At 45.1% G+C, this 17,367-nt stretch carries 13 protein-coding genes; 5 read left to right on the forward strand and 8 right to left on the reverse strand.

All coding sequences use genetic code 11. The features are described from left to right. Positions 1 to 176: 176 nt before the first annotated feature. Positions 177 to 1,112 (reverse strand): LysR family transcriptional regulator, encoded by a 936-nt coding sequence (locus AACW75_RS02095; protein WP_017073889.1) that lies wholly within the window; start codon positions 1,110 to 1,112, stop codon positions 177 to 179. A gap of 374 nt (positions 1,113 to 1,486) precedes the next feature. On the opposite strand from AACW75_RS02095, the gene AACW75_RS02100 reads away from it, so the two are divergent. From AACW75_RS02100 to AACW75_RS02120, 5 genes are all read left to right on the forward strand, one after another. After that, positions 1,487 to 2,398 (forward strand): hypothetical protein, encoded by a 912-nt coding sequence (locus tag AACW75_RS02100; protein WP_135456658.1) that lies wholly within the window; start codon positions 1,487 to 1,489, stop codon positions 2,396 to 2,398. 561 nt (positions 2,399 to 2,959) lie between these two features. Continuing rightward, on the forward strand, positions 2,960 to 3,496 hold the full coding sequence (locus AACW75_RS02105; RefSeq protein WP_135456660.1) for a magnesium transporter: 537 nt from the start codon (positions 2,960 to 2,962) through the stop codon (positions 3,494 to 3,496). Next, positions 3,496 to 4,485, forward strand: coding sequence for an efflux RND transporter periplasmic adaptor subunit (locus tag AACW75_RS02110; protein WP_102552574.1), 990 nt, complete (start codon positions 3,496 to 3,498; stop codon positions 4,483 to 4,485). The genes AACW75_RS02105 and AACW75_RS02110 overlap by 1 nt, the downstream gene beginning before the upstream one ends. Positions 4,486 to 4,830: 345 nt before the next feature. Then, positions 4,831 to 6,807 (forward strand): alkyl sulfatase dimerization domain-containing protein, encoded by a 1,977-nt coding sequence (locus AACW75_RS02115; RefSeq protein ID WP_017073893.1) that lies wholly within the window; start codon positions 4,831 to 4,833, stop codon positions 6,805 to 6,807. A 196-nt stretch (positions 6,808 to 7,003) separates the two neighbouring features. Beyond that, positions 7,004 to 7,492, forward strand: a complete 489-nt coding sequence (locus AACW75_RS02120; protein ID WP_237297374.1) for a hypothetical protein — start codon at positions 7,004 to 7,006, stop codon at positions 7,490 to 7,492. Between the two features lie 140 nt (positions 7,493 to 7,632). On the opposite strand, the gene cyoE is transcribed toward AACW75_RS02120, so the two are convergent. The 7 genes from cyoE to AACW75_RS02155 form a co-directional block, all read right to left on the reverse strand. Continuing rightward, entirely contained in the window at positions 7,633 to 8,505 is an 873-nt protein-coding gene (gene cyoE, locus AACW75_RS02125) for a heme o synthase (RefSeq protein ID WP_145568108.1), read from the reverse strand. An 8-nt stretch (positions 8,506 to 8,513) separates the two neighbouring features. Further along, entirely contained in the window at positions 8,514 to 8,825 is a 312-nt protein-coding gene (gene cyoD, locus AACW75_RS02130; RefSeq protein ID WP_010439794.1) for a cytochrome o ubiquinol oxidase subunit IV, read from the reverse strand. Then, positions 8,825 to 9,460 (reverse strand): cytochrome o ubiquinol oxidase subunit III, encoded by a 636-nt coding sequence (gene cyoC, locus AACW75_RS02135; protein ID WP_080967339.1) that lies wholly within the window; start codon positions 9,458 to 9,460, stop codon positions 8,825 to 8,827. The genes cyoD and cyoC overlap by 1 nt, the downstream gene beginning before the upstream one ends. After that, the gene (cyoB, locus tag AACW75_RS02140) at positions 9,432 to 11,507 is read right to left on the reverse strand and encodes a cytochrome o ubiquinol oxidase subunit I (RefSeq protein ID WP_145568106.1); all 2,076 of its coding nucleotides are present in this window, start codon (positions 11,505 to 11,507) and stop codon (positions 9,432 to 9,434) included. The genes cyoC and cyoB overlap by 29 nt, the downstream gene beginning before the upstream one ends. A 5-nt stretch (positions 11,508 to 11,512) precedes the next feature. Next, positions 11,513 to 12,409 carry a ubiquinol oxidase subunit II gene (gene cyoA / locus AACW75_RS02145; protein ID WP_145568104.1) on the reverse strand — a complete coding sequence of 299 codons (897 nt, stop codon included), beginning with the start codon at positions 12,407 to 12,409 and terminating at the stop codon, positions 11,513 to 11,515. 735 nt (positions 12,410 to 13,144) lie between these two features. Next, the gene (locus AACW75_RS02150) at positions 13,145 to 16,243 is read right to left on the reverse strand and encodes an efflux RND transporter permease subunit (protein WP_237297375.1); all 3,099 of its coding nucleotides are present in this window, start codon (positions 16,241 to 16,243) and stop codon (positions 13,145 to 13,147) included. 8 nt (positions 16,244 to 16,251) lie between these two features. Then, positions 16,252 to 17,367, reverse strand: coding sequence for an efflux RND transporter periplasmic adaptor subunit (locus AACW75_RS02155; RefSeq protein WP_145568100.1), 1,116 nt, complete (start codon positions 17,365 to 17,367; stop codon positions 16,252 to 16,254).

Here is a 17,367-nt window from a genome sequence, read left to right on the forward strand (position 1 = left end):
TTATTATTGATGTTCTCTAATGAGTAAAAAACAAGTAAATAAAAATGAGTTCAATAGAAAGGCGAATCAACTTTGACAAAATGTTTTGGCAACACAGCTCATAACATAAAAAAAGGAGACCGAAGCCTCCTTAGTTTTCATCTATTCTCGTTTTCAAAAACGCGTGCGCGTGCAGCTTAGAAAGCCAACCTTCGATTATGTAACACCTTAGACATTTCGTCAGAGGTATTAATGATTTCTTCTCTAAACCACTTATGTGCAGGGTCGTGATTTTGTTTTTTCAGCCAGATTAGGTAGTGAGTGATGGGTTGGTAATCAAAAGGCGGCTTGAACAACTGCAAATCTAGGCGTTCTTGAAATTGGATTGCCATCGAAAGTGGTACAACCGTGATGTAATCAGATTGACTGCACAGTAATAAGTTACTAAACAAAGAACTCCCATGAAAAACAATCTTACGCGGCGACAAATCCAATGAAGTGTAATGGCTTAGGCTTCTCAACTGACGACGGGTTCGATCTAGAACCGCATGCTTTTCACTCAAATACTGAGCCTCAGTGATCTCGCCTTTAATTCTGGGATGTCCACTACGGCAGACAATCACAAACTCACCATCGTATAACTTCTCACTGACAGTGCTTGGGTGTTCAGGCAACACGATATCGATCATCGCATCAAATTTTTGAGTTAACAGATCTTCATGAACTTGATCATCGGTAACCGGTTGATCATAGACCTCTAAGGAGATCCCTTGATTTGGCAGTTGAGCAAAACGATTGAGTAACAACCATTGCAAGTGCTCAGGAGCTGAAACCACAAATTTACGTTCGGTAGTGCTTTCATCGAACGATGTCATTCCTTGGAACACACCATTGAGCTCTTGTATAGGTATCTTGACTTGCTCATACAAGCTCTGAGAATAAGCGGTAGGCACTACGCCCCTTCCACTGCGTACAAACAACTCTTGCCCAATTTCGTTCTTCAATCGTCCTAAAGCAGTACTTATCGTCGATTGATTGGTATTCAAATGATCAGCAGCTTTACTCAAACTGCCCTGCTCCATCACCGCAGAAAACACAGCGAGTAAGTTAAAGTTCGGAATATCATTACTCATGATTCAGTGCTCAATAGGCGATAAGTGATATTATTTTATCGTAAAAACGATAGAATAAAACTATCGATGTCAGATAAAGGATCGAACAGAGAAATAAATGGGATGAGATTCACTATTTTTCTTTGCCACCTCTATTAGGAAGACATGACCCGCAAGCACCGTTATCTCTAGTGATACGTAACAACACCACTCAATAAAAGCATCATGCTCCGCTTCAAAATCAAAACGAACATTTCAGTATATTCAAGCATACCTTCAGCAGCAGTCTATTCTATTGTCTCATTTAACGTGACACTGTGTTCCCGTACGGTATATATACATCCAAATTTTGAACACTACAATGGCAAGCAATTAAAACGACCAATAGTATTCAAATGAAAAATAAAACATTACTTTCACTAATTCTCAGTGGAATGGCAGTGGCTTACTCAGGAAGTACACTTGCTGAAACAAAACAGTTGTCAGTTCAAGAAGCCGCAAAAAAATCGGCTAACCCAGTATCTGATGTTTGGATGTTAATCACTCAAAATGACTATACCTTCCTCGAGAAAGAAGATGGTCATCATGAAATGCAAAACCGCTTCAGCTTCCAACCCGTTATGCCAGTGCCAATTATGGATGGTGAATGGAACTTGGTGAACCGCCTAGTGGCTAACCATTACAGCGCACCCGGCGATCGTGAAGATGGTGATTTCTTTCAAGGTCGCACAAACGGTATGGGTGATACAGTGTTCTTATCCCTTGCAGCTCCCAACCGCGACGATGGCTGGATCTGGGGTGTAGGTCCTACCGTTATTATGCCAACCGGTACCGATGGGTTAACTCAAGACAAATGGCAAGTTGGTCCAGCAGCGATGGTGGCTCGCTTAGGTAAAGAAACAGGTGCACCAACAAGCATTGAAAGCTGGAACGTGGGCTTCTTAGCACAACAATGGTGGGATGTAGGTGGCAGCGATAGCGTAACCGAATCAACAAACCAAGCGGATATTCAGTACTTTCTAAACTACCGACTGAACAACACCGCACTAATTGGTATGACACCAAATATTCAAGTTGATTGGGAAAAAGATGGGTCTGACCGTTTTACCGTACCAGTAGGCCTTGGTTACATCGATATGTTCAAAGTTGGACCTATGCCTGTTCGTTGGGGTGTTGAACTTCAATACTACGTCATGAAGCCTGATGCGAACGTAGGGACAGCTAATCCATCGGAATACATTCCATACTCACCCGATTGGAACTTAAAGTTCTTCGTGGCTCCCGTCACAATGAACCCATTCAAATAACATCTATAAACTGGTCAAAGTTTTTTATATTTTTTTGACCAGTTTCCTGATGCTTTTCTGGCCACTTCCATGATCCAAGCCAATTTTATTATCAATACTTCCCCCCCTAGTTTGAGCCTATTCAAATAAACCATTTAATTAACCGACCAAACCTGCCAATCATCGTAATTACGATATTGTAATATCGTAATATTGGGTAGATAGCATCAGTGACACTTCTTATCATTCCGCCAACAAATCAATTCTTACCTTAAACAAAAAACCTGAAAATGTGTAGATAATGGTGTTGCAAACATCACGGACGACGGCCTTAAACCCAATGCAGCAGCGAACATCACATTGGTTAACGTTACTTTAAGATTGATTTCGCCGGGTGTTATTAACCCTGAATTCGCGAGATTGCGTTGTCTATTTGGGCAAATCGATTTTTAAGTGTCATCTTATACTTTTGATTTCAGTAAGCAGTATTGCTCATTTGATATTCATCATTTTTCCAGATGTTATTTAGAAACCTTGAACTCAGACTCCACTTTCTCTCTCCTTATTTCTATAGGTTGAGATATGAAACTCTTTAAAATTGTTCTGCAGAAAGTTGGGGCTGTCGTGATGGTTCTCGTCAAGTTCTGTCTATTCATGGCACTCATGCTCGCTGGTGCTTGGGCACTGGCTCCAATGGGTAAAATCCACTCAAAAGACATCGATCTTTCTCAGTTCAATAACCACCCGAACGAAATGATGATGACGTTCTTCCAGACTGAATTTTTTTCGGGCTACCTATTTTCCGTGACAATGGCTGTTGTGCTCGCTGCAATATATGGTATGTGGCAAATCCACGAACTCGGTGTGCATAAAGCGAAAGAACACAAAAGTGCTCACGTTCAAATTGTATTCGCACTCTCTCTTTGTGGTCTGTTCATCAGTAAGACCTTCTGGGTTATCGCTCTAGTTATCGCCCTTGCAAACTGGAAACACATTGGTCAATCCATTAGTGATGTGATCCGCCGTGGTGTTCAACCTAAGGACGCAACACCAAACGATCAACCGCCAGTCAACAAAGCGATTCCTGAACACACTATCACTGGGAAAGAGGCCGCATAATGAAAGAAATGATGATCCCATATGTTCTGATTGTATGGTCACTATTCGCAACAGGCGCATTAAAGAAGAGCATTAAAAACTACACATGGGCTGCCATTGGCGGTGTTGTCATTCTTGGTCTTTTGGCTATCGTCTCTCGCCTATGGGCTCCCGTAGATATGACCAATTCGACCACCGTAAAAGCGCCACACGCGGTAATGTCTCCTATCTTTGGCCAACAGATTGATGAAGTGTTTGTAGACCATAACCAAATGGTTAAGGAAGGCGACGTAATTTACACACTCGTCGACATTGACTCTGCCGCAGACAAAGCAAAGATCGAATCTTCAATTGTTCAGAAAGAAGAAGAGATCAAGCAAATGAATCGCGACTTAGAGCGTGCTGAAACGTCACCTGAAATCTTCAATATGCGTGACGTAGAAAAGTACGACTCCGATCTTCGAGTACTGCATGCCGAACTTACATCATTAAAAGCTGACCTTCAAAAAGTCAACTGGGCACAAGAGAAGAAGACCATTAGAGCTGAATTTGATGGCCAAGTATCGATAGTGAATATTGCTGAAGGTTCTGTCATGGGTAATATGCACCTGTACAACACCAGCAAAAAATTCTTAGAGATGCGTATTTCTGACCAAACTTACGGATATGTTCAAGTAGGTGATTTTGCCGAGTTTTTCGTTGATGCATACCCAGGCCACGTGTTCCGAGCAAAAGTACACAGCTTTAATGCAGGTACAGGTGAATCAAGCATTTCACCACTACAAGGACCACAAAGTGTTGGCCAACACGTCGTTCAAAACGGCAATGGTTTAGGTCGTACGATTGTATTAGAAATCTTTGAACCAGAAGGCTACAACATTCCAATTGGTGCAGCAGGCGCAGCTTGGATTTCAGCTGAGAAGCCACATCCATTTTGGGGATTCATTGACGTAATTGGTGCAGCGACCGTTCGCCTACAATCGTACAAATCATACCTAGGCGCTTGGTAGGCATTGTGACAATGATGGCGCCATAAACTTAAACAGAAGCTAGCTATGACTTTAGCTCTAGCTCTAGCTCTAGCTCTAGCTCTAGCTCTAGCTCTAGAAAAAAGTTTGATTACCAGTCACTTATATAACAAGAAATGCCCCGACTATCGGGGCATTTTTGTATCAAAATATTTAAATCACATAATTTGAGTTAGATCACAAAAATCGATAATACGATTTACCAAGCTAATAATCATCGTTAAAACGATAAATCGAAATCGATTTATCGCGTAGATACGCCACTCTCTCCCCTCTATCATGCCAACCAAGAAATCTAATTCCTGTATCCAAATATAAGGTCAATTCATGACTAACACATTCAAAAAAATGGCACTTCCTGTTGCTATCGCGAGCGCTTTATTCGTCTCTGGTTTTGCCTCAGCGACCCCAGTGGTAGAAGCGACTTCAAAAGTAGGTCAAGAGTTGCAAACAAGTTCAGCAGCTCAATACCAAAACATCGATTTGAACGCGCGCTACAAAAGCGATGTTTTGTTCGAACATGAATCAAACCTATTTTGGGGAAAGGGCGAACGTATCAAAGTCCTTTCAAAAACAGGCGACACATTAGCGTACACTGAAGAATCTGATCACGTACATCCAACGCTAACGAAACACGGTCGTAAAATGGACCAAGCGGTTATCCAAGTCGATGACAATGTTTATTTAGCTTACGGTTTCGGCCTAGATACTCCTGTCATGATTGAAGGCGATGACGGTATCATCATTGTCGATCCAGGCGAATCTGTTCAAATGGCAGAAGCAGCAAAAGCGCAATTCCGCCAGATTACCGATAAACCTGTCACTGCGATTATTTACTCTCACAACCACATTGACCACATCTCTGGTGTTCGTGCATGGACAACCGATGAGAAAGTAGCTTCTGGTGAAGTTAAGATCATCGCTCAAGAAGGCCTAACTGAAGCAGTAGCAAACTGGTCTTCAAACCTAGGTACGCTATTTGGTCACCGCACCTCTTACACTGGCGCGAAACACGTTGAAGAAGGTGAACACGGCACAGTAAACGATGGTCTTGGTCCACGTTTCATGCAAGGCGATATCTCTTTCATCGAACCAAACACACTTATTGAAGCAAATGCTACGCTAGACATCACTATCTCTGGCGTACGTATGCAAATCGTGAACGTACCGTCTGAAACTAAAGATGAAGTCGTGGTTTACCTACCTGAACAGAAAATTCTGCACGCAGCAGAGGTTCTACAAGGTGAAAACTTCCCGAACTTACACACGATTCGTGGTACTAAGTTCCGCGATCCGAGCATGTGGTTCAAAGGCATCGACGTAATGCGTCAATTCGATACAGAGATCATGATCAACTCTCATGGTCGTCCTGTTGAAGGTAAAGAAGCGGTAGCAGATGTACTAACCGCTTATCGCGATGCGATTCAATACACGCATGACCAAACGATTCGTCACATGAACAAGGGTCTAACACCTGACGAGCTTGTTGAAGTCGTTAAGCTACCTAAACACCTTGCCGACCACCCTTGGTTAGGTGAGCACTACGGTACCGTTGCACACGCTGTTCGCCAAATTTACGTAGGCTACAACGGTTTCTTCGAAGCCGATCCGTGGCAACTAGAGCCAATGGCTTATGAGCAGCGTGCTAAAGCTTTCGTAGAAATCATGGGCGGTCGTGACAACATCATCGACACAGCAAAAGCGGCGATGAAAGCAGAGAACTACACCTTTGCAGCAGAGATTCTTTCTTACCCAATCACGGTAAACAAAGATGACATGGAAGCACGCTTACTGAAAGCACAAGCTTACAAAGCATGGTCTGCTGATCAAGTGAACATCAACTGGCGCAACTGGGCATTGAATGCTGCAGCTGAACTAGAAGGTACTCGTGATTTCTCTAACATGATCAGCTTTGCTTCTGTAGACGTACTAACTGCCCTACCAAGTAAGCAAATCTTCGATATGATGACGTCGACGCTAATTGCAGAAAACACGCTAGATGTGAACACTGCGCTAACGTACAACTTCTCTGATACGAATGAATCATTCACTATCGAAGTTCGTAACGGCATTGCACAGCTTCATGAAACAGCACTAGAAGGCGCTGATGTTCAAATCAACACTTCTCGTCAAGTATTGAACCAAATCTTGATGGCTGGTCCAAATGCTCAACAAGTGATTGGTACCAACATGCAGTCTGGCGCGTTTAAGTTCTCGAATGGCGACATTCAAGCCTTTGGCCTATTCATGAGCTACTTCGATAAATCAATGTCTCCTGAAGAGATCATGCTTATCGTTCGTTAACTGACGCACGTTAGTTAAAGGCTCGCTAGGATAGCAAGCGGATAAATATAGGGACCCTCGTGGTCCCTTTTCCTTATTGCTTATTGCTTATTGCTTATTGCTTATTGCTTATTGCTTATTTTTTAATCTCATCTGCTCACATCAACTTTAATGATGACGTGATGGGAAATTTACTCGTTCAATTTAAGGTTTCTAGATGCTAAAACGTTTCGCTCTGCTACTTTCACTTAGTTCATCTCTGGTTTTTGCCTGCGGCCTACATCAGGATACTGGGCTTAGCTTGATCACCGAACCGGGCTCACTCGAAGTATTTGGCAACATCATTAATGCACGACAAGATGACGAATTTGGCAATTTAAATAAGCCTGACCATTTCCGACTTTTTGCAATCCAAGCAGCACTTGGCAAAGAGCATCCAAACAAGATTGAGTTCAACCTATTTGAAGCGATTAAAGGCCACTACCGCGAAATCAACTTTGCTAAAGGTGTCAAAGTTTCAGGAAGAGATACATTGCCAACCGAGGAAGATTTACTTCTGATCACAGAGTTAGACGTGTTCGATGCGCTAGCAACAGGAACCATTTCTTGGGATCAAGCAAGCTTACAACGTTTAATCGTCATCAACGGACCGCAAGATAAACGCGAGCAATTAGAAGCTTGGTTCAATGATATTTTTGAAGGGTAATAGCGAAAACCTAAGTAATTCAAGGCTGAATAGTTAAAAGGGGAGCAACAAAGAAAAATAAGACAGACGACAAAAACAAACAATAAAAAGTCGTCAAACCCTCGGACTTCAAACATTGAAGGTTCAACGACAAACTTAAATCAAAAAATTGCAGGCAAAGGAATCAGCTCTAAACCAAGCACACCACTGATGCTCATCACTACCAGCAAAGACACTTTAAACACTGTCTTTGACCACTGGATATAGTTGAGGCAATCGACCTTACGGAATGTCACTTTAGTCCACATAAAGCAAACTGCCGCCGACACCGCTAGGTATTCATAACCCGCTTCTCCGAGTAAGAACAACGCCAGTGCAACAGCGCCAAACGCCACCACATACGCTTTCATGTGCTGATGTGCTTTGTCGACGCCTTCTTTCACCGGTAACACGGGAATACCCGCATCGCGATAGTCTTGAATACGAAACATCGCGATCGCATACGAATGTGGCATTTGCCATAAACAGAACATCGCGAACAACAAAACCGCTTCCAGACTGATGTAATTAGTCACTGCCAAGTAGCCCACTAACGGCGGAACCGCGCCAGAAATACTGCCGACTAAAGTGCCGTAAACCGATGTACGCTTGTACCACATGGTGTAGAAAAAGACGTAAAACACATAGCCAAGCAACACCATTACCGCAGAGATCGGATTAGCGAACTGAAACAGCAGCGCTGTGCCTGCTAGCAGTAAAACCAAAGCATAGACGAACGCGACGTCTGTATTGATGTTGCCCTGAACCAATTCTCGATTTTGTGTGCGCTTCATCTTCTGGTCGATGTCTCGGTCAAAGATGTTGTTCACCACGCAACCTGATGCAATCACAAGCCCTACACCCGCTAATGTCGTCAGTAACAACATCGCACTGGCTGGTTCTGTTTTTGCGGCGAGGAAGAACCCCGCCGCAACAGAAATCAGGTTGCCGAAAATGATGCCCGGTTTGGTAATAGACAAATAACTTTTCAGCATACCCTAGCCTACAACTTCATGTTGACGTTCATGTTGTAGATGATCCATACCGAGCCAGCGATAAGGATCAATACAACAATGGCGGTAAACATCAGTGACACCAAGTTCCAACGTCCATCGGAAGATTTCGCTTCCATGTGCAAGAAGTACTTAAAGTGCACAAAGATTTGCACCAGCGCACAACCGAACAAGATCACGTACGTTTCCGTGCTTGGTAGCGCATGTGACCACACAATGTAGAACGGAATAATGGTCAGAATTAGTGACGCAATAAAGCCTTTCACGTAATCCGTTGCACCGCTGTCTAGATGCTGTTCCATTACATCACCCCCATTAAGTACACGATGGTAAATACACAAATCCAAACAATATCAAGGAAGTGCCAGAACAGGCTCAAGCACTGGAAGCGCATCGACATATTGTCGTTCAAACCTTTGGTTGAAAGCTGGTGATACGCCACCGCCATCCAAATCAGACCGAACGTTACGTGCAAACCGTGTGTGCCAACCAAGGTAAAGAATGCTGAAAGGAACGCACTCTCTTGAGGACCATAGCCTTCTGCAATCAAGTGATGAAATTCATACACTTCCATACAGATAAAAGCTAAACCCAATACGAAAGTGACTTTTATCCATCGCTTCAGTCCCGTAACGTCTTTGCGCTTCATCGCAATCATGCCAAAGCCAAAGGTGATACTACTGAACAGCAGCATCATGGTTTCGACAAACACGAACGGCAGTTCAAAGATGTCTTTACCTGTCGGCCCTGCGATAGATCCACTCTCAAGCACGGCATAAGTCGCGAAAAGCGTGGCAAACAGGACACAGTCACTCATCAAGTAAACCCAAAAGCCAAACAACTTGTTGCCCGCAGCTTCGTGGTGATGATCATGCGAGTGTGCAAGATCATAAGTGTGTGACGGAGTATTAGCTTGCATACGTCGTCTCCAAGTCATCTTTATTGTCGTTATTACCACTGTCAGCGCTGTTACCACGACCAGAATGATCGCCTTTCACTGACTGTTTTTTCGCTTCTGCAAGCTGCGCACGTCGAGCCGCTTCAATCGCTTTGATCTCTTCAACTTCCACGTAGTAGTCCACATCGTCGTTGTAGCTGTGTTGAATACACGTCACCACGATGCCCACTAAGCTTGCAGCCGCTAGCCACCAGATGTACCAGATCATCGCGAAGCCAAATGCCAACGCCCATGCAGACACATAAATGCCTGTCGGTGTGTTCTTCGGCATGTGAATACGTTCGTATTCTTCTTCCTGAGTTGGGTCAAATTCACCACTTTGCTTTTGATACCAGAACGAATCAATCTCATCGCCCTTAGGCAATTTTGCAAAGTTGTAGAACGGTGGTGGTGACGATGTCGCCCATTCGAATGTACGTCCACCCCATGGGTCACCGGTTAGATCTCGGTTTTGGTCGCGGTCACGAACACTTACGTAAATCTGAACGAACTGACACACCACACCCATCGCAATCACGCCCGTACCTGCAGCCGCAACCGCCAGTAGAGGGAAGAACTCAGGGTTGATGTCTTGGCTCAAACGACGCGTCATGCCCATAAAACCTAGAGCGTAAAGCGGCAAGAACGCCATCAAGAAACCGATGATCCAGCAGTAGAATGCGCGTTTGCCCCAAAGCTCGTTCAGAGTGAAGCCGGTCGCTTTCGGGAACCAATAACCAATCGCAGCAAAACAACCGAAGACAACACCACCGATGATTACATTGTGGAAATGCGCAATCAGGAATACCGAGTTATGCAGAATGAAATCCGCACCCGGAACCGCCATCAATACGCCCGTCATACCACCTACAGTAAAGGTGATTAGGAAACCGACCGTCCACATCATTGGTGTGGTGAAGCGGATACGACCTTTGTACATGGTGAATAGCCAGTTGAAGATCTTAACCCCGGTTGGGATAGAGATAATCATGGTCGCGATGCCGAAGAAGGCATTCACATTGGCGCCAGAACCCATGGTGAAGAAGTGATGCAGCCAAACCACAAACGCCAAAATAGTGATAGCAATCGTCGCCCATACCAACGAGGTATAACCAAACAGTTTTTTGCGTGAGAAGGTTGCAGTCACTTCGGAAAACACACCGAAGATAGGCAAGATCAGGATGTACACCTCAGGGTGTCCCCATGCCCAAATCAGATTCACATACATCATCACGTTACCACCAAGGTCATTGGTGAAGAAATGCGTGCCGATGTATCTATCCAACGTCAGTAGCGCGATGGTGACCGTTAGGATTGGGAAAGAGATGATGATCAGAATGTTGGCACACAGAGATGCCCAAGTGAATACTGGCATCTTCATCATTGGCATAGACGGCGTACGCATGCGCAAAATAGTCGCGAAGAAGTTGACACCCGTTAACGTGGTACCCACACCGGATATTTGCAGTGCCCATATCCAATAATCGACCCCAACTCCTGGGCTGGCCTCAATGCCAGACAGCGGCGGATACGCCAACCAACCCGTACGGCCAAATTCACCTAACCCCAGTGACATGTTGGTTAGGATGATACCCACCACAAACAGCCAGAAGCTCAAGTTATTCAGATAAGGGAACGCAACATCACGAGCACCAATTTGCAGCGGTACGATGATGTTCATCAAACCAATAACCAAAGGCATCGCGACGAAGAAAATCATAATCACGCCGTGAGCCGTAAAGATTTGGTCGTAATGATGTGGCGGTAAATAGCCCGTCTCACCGGCTGCAGAAAGCAATTGCTGACTGCGCATCATGACCGCATCAGCAAAGCCACGAACTAACATCACCATCGCGACCGCAATGTACATGAAGCCTAGTTTTTTGTGGTCTACAGACGTAAACCATTCATTCCATAGGTATTGCCACTTACCGGCTTTTGTTACCGCATACACCACTAAACTACCCACTAAAGCGATCATGGTTAAGGTGATCAAAATAATGGGTTCGTGGTAGGGAATTGAGTCTAGAGTTAATCTTCCAAACATGACGATTATCCTTGGGTTTCCGGCAGACAGTTCATTGAACCAGGGTGCTGGGTCACGACATCAGTGAATAAAAATGGTGGGATACTGGAGAACAAAGTCACAGGTTCAGCGACACTTGGCGCAGCCAATGAACGGAACTGCTCCCAGTCTTCAATACGGTCTGGGCTAGCTTTCACTTTTTCCACCCAGTTTAGAAACGCCACTTGATCAGGCAGTGCTGACGCAGTGAATTTCATTTGAGAGAACCCTTTACCACTGTAGTTCGATGCAAAACCTTTGAAGTCGCCTTCGTGGTTCGCGATCAAGTTCAGCTTGGTTACCATTCCCGGCATCGCGTAGATCTGCGAACCAAGGCGCGGGATAAAGAACGCGTTCATGATGTTGTCTGAAGTCAGCTTAAACGTCACTGGTACATCTTTCGGGAACGCAACATAGTTAACCGTCGCAATGTTTTGCTCCGGATAGATGAACAGCCACTTCCAGTCCAGAGAGACCACTTCGATCACCATAGGCTTAACGTCACTCACCAGAGGCTTTGAAGGCTCTAGTTCGTGTGTTGAACGCCAAGTGATGGTGGCCAGAATCGCGATAATGATGATTGGAATCGTCCATACCACTATTTCAATCTTGGTTGAGTGCGCCCAGTCAGGTGCATACTCTTCTGTGGTGTTGCTTTCGCGGTATCTATAAGCAAAATAGATGGTCATCAGAATCACGGGAATGACGACAATCAGCATCAGTAACAGAGCCGTGATAATCAGCTCTTTTTCCTGAACGCCAACGCTACCTTTTGGGTCGAGCAATGCGGAGTTACATCCTTCGAGCATCAGGACGGTTCCCACCAAACCAATCCTCGACAGATTTGCTCTCGATAAAATGCGTTTATATCTTGAAGCTTCCATTAACTTTCTCGATGGTTATCCAGCCTCAGAACGAACGCCCGAGTACTGGTTGTCATGGTCATTAGAATATTTATGTGTTGAGCATGTGAAACACCGTACCTCAAAGGGAAGTCCAATTTAGTCTGGTCACGCGCAGTCAAAACAAGATTGCAGCGAGTCAAAACAGCATTGCTGCTGAGCTAAAACATAGCCACAAGGTTAAAACCACACAGAAAACATGACTTAGTTGTTACGCTTTGAAACACATTGTTACATTTGGCGCATTATGAGGAGTTAAAATTGAAAGCTCACCAAACAAACTTGGAAACTAACCTTTCATTTATGAAGGCGAAAGATCAGAAAAAGAATGCAATTCAGACACACGACATTGGCGTGCTACACGAATGAAACCAGTCCTGGTAAGGGATTTACAAGAGGTCGATAAACGCTAATCCAAGAACAAGATACACGGAAAATCCGGGGTACATTAGAAAGAGCGAATAAAGAGAAGTGTGATAGGAATCTAAATTATGAATTCACATACCATTTACATGGTATTCACCCGTAAGATTATTTAACATCACCAATCATTCATCAGTGAGATATCAGAGTGTTAGCCGATGCAATATTGTGGTGAGTCGATAGTCTTATAAGCGTAAAAAGATAAGAAAAATGGAGAGTTTGAGGTGAATTCAAAGAGAAAACAACGCCATAATCAAGCTAAACACAGCTCGATTATGGCGAGTTAAAGATAACTTATACGGCTTGATTAGCCATGGTTTTTCGCTGATTTCGAGTCATCAAGTGATAAACCACAGGCACAAAATAGAACGAGATAAGCGTGGTTAACACGGTACCGCCCACAATCGCGACCGCAAACGGAGGCCAAAAACCACCGCCCGCGATGATCAACGGCATAAAGCCCCCAACCGTAGTAATAGTTGTTGAACTGATGTGTCGAGTACACGACATCACCGCCTCTACCACCGCATCCACATTGCCTGATGAAGCTTGTTCATCGAGTTTCAATTCCGTCAGAATTACGATGGCGGCGTTAATAGCTAAGCCCGCAATCCCAAGCATGGCGATGATCACCGTAAAACCAAATGGGTAACCGAAGATCCACACCGACAGCAACCCTAGGCCACCAGCCAGCCCTGCTACCATGAAGATGATGCTACTCATTCGGAACGAATTGAACGACATCACCACCACTAACACCATCAATACCACCACGACTGCGACATTTGAGATGAGACTGTTGACTGAATTGTCTCGTTCAGCGGATTCGCCACCAAAACCAACCGTGTAACCAGACGGAATTTCATAGCTTTCTAAGCGTTTTTGGAATTCGTTAAGCACGGTTTGAGGTAAAACACCCGCTTCAATGTAACCCTCGATGGTATTCACACGCTGCCCGTTACGACGAGTAATCGCACCACGACTCGTCGTCAGTTCAAGCTCGGCTAAGGTAGACACATTGATACCGGTTGAGTAGACGTCTGAACTGATCGGCAAACGAATATTACTCAGGTGCGAAAGATCCTCACGAGCTTCATCCGCGACACGAACACGAATCGGCACCGATTCACTGCCCTCAATTACCGAACCACTTTCACGACCAGTTAACGTGGTTTGCAACATGCCAGCAAACTGATTGAGTGAAATACCGTTAAGTTTCGCGGTGTCTTCATCGACCTTCAACCACACCTTCGGCGTACCCGGTTGCAGCGTTTCCCTTGTGTGCGTCACATGAGGAACACCCGCCAAAATCAATCGCACATCCTCACCAATCGCTTTGAGCGTATCAAGATTTTCACCATAAACACGCAACTCAACAGGCGCAGTAAATGGAGGACCTTGGTTAAGCTTTCTCACCAAAATTTGAGCTTGCGGCACTTCTTCGTCTAACACTTTCTGGAGCTCAGGAATTAAAGCATTGGCTTGATCAAAGTTCTCTGTTTTGACCATCGCTTGTGAGAAGTACGGCGCGTTATTTTGTCTTGCTTGTAGGTTGTAATAAAACGATGGGAAGTTCGCTCCTACTAGCCAATCAATGCGTTCCACTTCTGGGTAGCGATGAATGATATCGTCTATTTTTTCAGAGGTATTCTTCGTAGCATAAACACTCGCTTGCGGCGGCATGTAAACCTGAATCTCAAACATGTCTCGGTCTGATGGCGGGAAGAATTGCTCCGTTAATTGGGACATACTCCAGTAACCGGTAAACGGTACCAATAACACCAAAGCAATAGTGATGATTGGATGCGTGACACCAAAGCGAACAGAAGACGAGAACCAACGTGTTAGTGCAGGAATTCTTAAGCCCGTCATGTACCAATGGTGCTGCCCCTTCTTATCAACATCGCTGAGTTGTTTCGGTAATAACTTGGTCGCCAAGCCAGCAATCAAGGTATGTGAAATAATATAAGAGCCGATCAACGAGAAAGACACCGTAATCGCAATACCGCCAACGAATTCACCCGATGCGCCCGGCATCAAAATGATTGGTGCAAACGCCAAAACGGTAGTCAAAGTGGAACCTAACAACGGTACCCATAAATGCTTCAACGCGTTCATGGTTGCTTCTGCTCGCTGTTGCCCTTTCAATCGGTAAGCTTGAATGGTGTCTACCATCACCACCGCGTTATCGACCATGATTCCGAGCGCCACAATTAGGCCAGTGACCGACATTTGGTTAATCGGCACACCGGTCATTTTCATGATCGACAAGGTCAGTAATGAGGTTAACGGCAGAGAAATCGCCACTAAGATCGCGGCACGCACGCCTAAAGTGACAAACAACACAATCAAGATCAGCACGAAACCGATCATCAAACTTTTGCCCAGATCGTCCAAGCGTGTTTCGGTATAGCCTTGCTGATTGAAAAGCACGTTGACCTGAATATTGCTCGGCAGCTCTTGCTCAAATCGACTGATGAGCGCGTTGGCTCGCGACGTCCAGTTATCGACACGTAAATCAGGATGCATTCTTGCTGCGACAATCACACCTGGCTCACCATCAATAATGGCAATCTGGTCTTGTGGGGTTTTCTCGCCACGCTTAACGGAAGCAATGTCTTCCATACGGATGATGTGACCTTTGCTATCAGTGGCTATTGGCACTTGCTTAATGCGCTCAATAGAATCGAGTTCAGATTTAATTTCTAAGCCAAAGCGAGAATACGCACTGACTAATTCACCGGCAGAGTTCTTGGCATCCGCTCCTTCAAGAGACTCTGCAATATTGGCACTTGAACGCCCAAGGGCAGCAGCGTCTGCGGTGCGTAAACTGATTTGAATCTCTTCTTGTGGCATCCCGTATTCGTCAACGAATTCAGTACCCGATAAGGTTCTCAACCGTTTGGCTAACTCTTTGGCATAACGGCCAAGCGTCAGTCGATCCGGCTCACCTGCACCAGACCAAGTCAGCGCGGTAATCGTGGTAAAGGCATAGGTGTGGTCGCTGTCGAGATCGGGAGAATGAGAGCCCGCTGGCAAAATAGATTCGATGTCAGATAGCTTGTCACGAGCTTGAGACCAGACGGGTTCTGGCTCGGTGATGGTGTCATTCAATTCGAGCGTGACAATAGACACGCCCGGCCTTGAGGTTGAGCTCACTAACTTAACTTCACTTAACTCACGCAGCTTGTTTTCTATAACCTCCGTGACCAGAGTTTCAACACGTTCGGCACTGGCGCCAGGGAAGCTCGTAGTAATGTTCGCGTAACGGTTGATGATCACTGGATCTTCTGCACGCGGCAGCGTCATGAACGCAGAAATACCACTCACCATGAGCAGCGCGGTCATTAAAATAAGTAGTCGAGTGTTGGAAATAGTCTCTATGATTTTCATACTATTTCCTATTCAGCAGAAACGCTTGCTGGATTAACAGTTTGACCCGGAACCAAACGATGTAAGCCACTGGCTATCACCTGCTCGCCTTCGGTAATCGCACCACTCACATAAGCTTGCTGATTGTTGGCAAACAGCACCTGAACACTTCGGCGTTCCACCTTATTATCTTCACCAACCACAAAGATGTTCCACACACCGCGCAGACCATCAATCAAACCGGTTAATGGAACCCAATAACCTTGGTCATCAATTTGCTCATCAAACTTAAGATAAGCAAGCTGCCCTTCTAATACTGAAGCTTGTTCAGGAAAAAGGTAACGTAAACCGACACTGCGAGACCGAGTATCAACCATCGCCCCAGGATTCAGCAAGTTCACCGCGTATTCACTACGCCCGACTCGAATACTTGGTGAGGAAAGTGAAGTCACTTTTTGCATTTGATGTGCAGGAATACCAATGAACGCTTCTTTACCTTCAGAGGCAAGCAAAGTCAGAGTTGGATTACCCACATTCACTACATCTCCCAAAGAGACAAAACGCGTTGCAATAGTGCCCGAATAAGGCGCACGAACTGTCGATTTCACTAGCTTCAATTGATTGCCTTTTACGGAGGCACCAATACGCAGCAAGTTAGCCTGCAATACGCGTTGCTCACTGGTCAGCGAGTCAATTTCAGCTTCCGCACTGAAACCTTTGGCTTTTAATGAACGTTGGCGTTTCAAGTTTGCCGCCACCAAGCTCAATTGAGCTTCCACTTCGTCGGCTTGCGCTTTCAGTTGGCTAGCTTCGGTCTGCAACAGTTGGATATCTAATCTGATTAGCGGTTGGCCTTCGGTTACTGTGTCACCGACATCAACTAAGATTTCTCGCACTTTACCTGCCAATTCAAAACCTAAATTAGCCTGCTGTCCCGCCTTAACGACACCGACATATTCGCGTTGTACTGCATAAGAAGAAGACAGCGCCAAAGCCATCGTTTCCACGGTTAAAATGGTTTGGACGCTCGAAGTCGTTTTAGCGGTTGAATCATCCGACTCTTGGGCTTGTTCCTTTTCACCACATCCAACAAGAAAAGCCGACAACGCCACTGCTACTGCGCTTCCCTTCATCAATTTATACAT

Source organism: Vibrio sp. L3-7 (assembly GCF_963898195.1).
GTDB classification, from domain to species: domain Bacteria; phylum Pseudomonadota; class Gammaproteobacteria; order Enterobacterales; family Vibrionaceae; genus Vibrio; species Vibrio echinoideorum.

Bases quoted from the DNA above. Each gene is read 5' to 3' on its own strand.
- AACW75_RS02095 (WP_017073889.1), bottom strand. From the start codon at position 1,112: ATGAGTAATGATATTCCGAACTTTAACTTACTCGCTGTGTTTTCTGCG.
- AACW75_RS02100 (WP_135456658.1), top strand. From the start codon at position 1,487: ATGAAAAATAAAACATTACTTTCACTAATTCTCAGTGGAATGGCAGTG.
- AACW75_RS02105 (WP_135456660.1), top strand. From the start codon at position 2,960: ATGAAACTCTTTAAAATTGTTCTGCAGAAAGTTGGGGCTGTCGTGATG.
- AACW75_RS02110 (WP_102552574.1), top strand. From the start codon at position 3,496: ATGAAAGAAATGATGATCCCATATGTTCTGATTGTATGGTCACTATTC.
- AACW75_RS02115 (WP_017073893.1), top strand. From the start codon at position 4,831: ATGACTAACACATTCAAAAAAATGGCACTTCCTGTTGCTATCGCGAGC.
- AACW75_RS02120 (WP_237297374.1), top strand. From the start codon at position 7,004: ATGCTAAAACGTTTCGCTCTGCTACTTTCACTTAGTTCATCTCTGGTT.
- cyoE (WP_145568108.1), bottom strand. From the start codon at position 8,505: ATGCTGAAAAGTTATTTGTCTATTACCAAACCGGGCATCATTTTCGGC.
- cyoD (WP_010439794.1), bottom strand. From the start codon at position 8,825: ATGGAACAGCATCTAGACAGCGGTGCAACGGATTACGTGAAAGGCTTT.
- cyoC (WP_080967339.1), bottom strand. From the start codon at position 9,460: ATGACTTGGAGACGACGTATGCAAGCTAATACTCCGTCACACACTTAT.
- cyoB (WP_145568106.1), bottom strand. From the start codon at position 11,507: ATGTTTGGAAGATTAACTCTAGACTCAATTCCCTACCACGAACCCATT.
- cyoA (WP_145568104.1), bottom strand. From the start codon at position 12,409: ATGGAAGCTTCAAGATATAAACGCATTTTATCGAGAGCAAATCTGTCG.
- AACW75_RS02150 (WP_237297375.1), bottom strand. From the start codon at position 16,243: ATGAAAATCATAGAGACTATTTCCAACACTCGACTACTTATTTTAATG.
- AACW75_RS02155 (WP_145568100.1), bottom strand. From the start codon at position 17,367: ATGTATAAATTGATGAAGGGAAGCGCAGTAGCAGTGGCGTTGTCGGCT.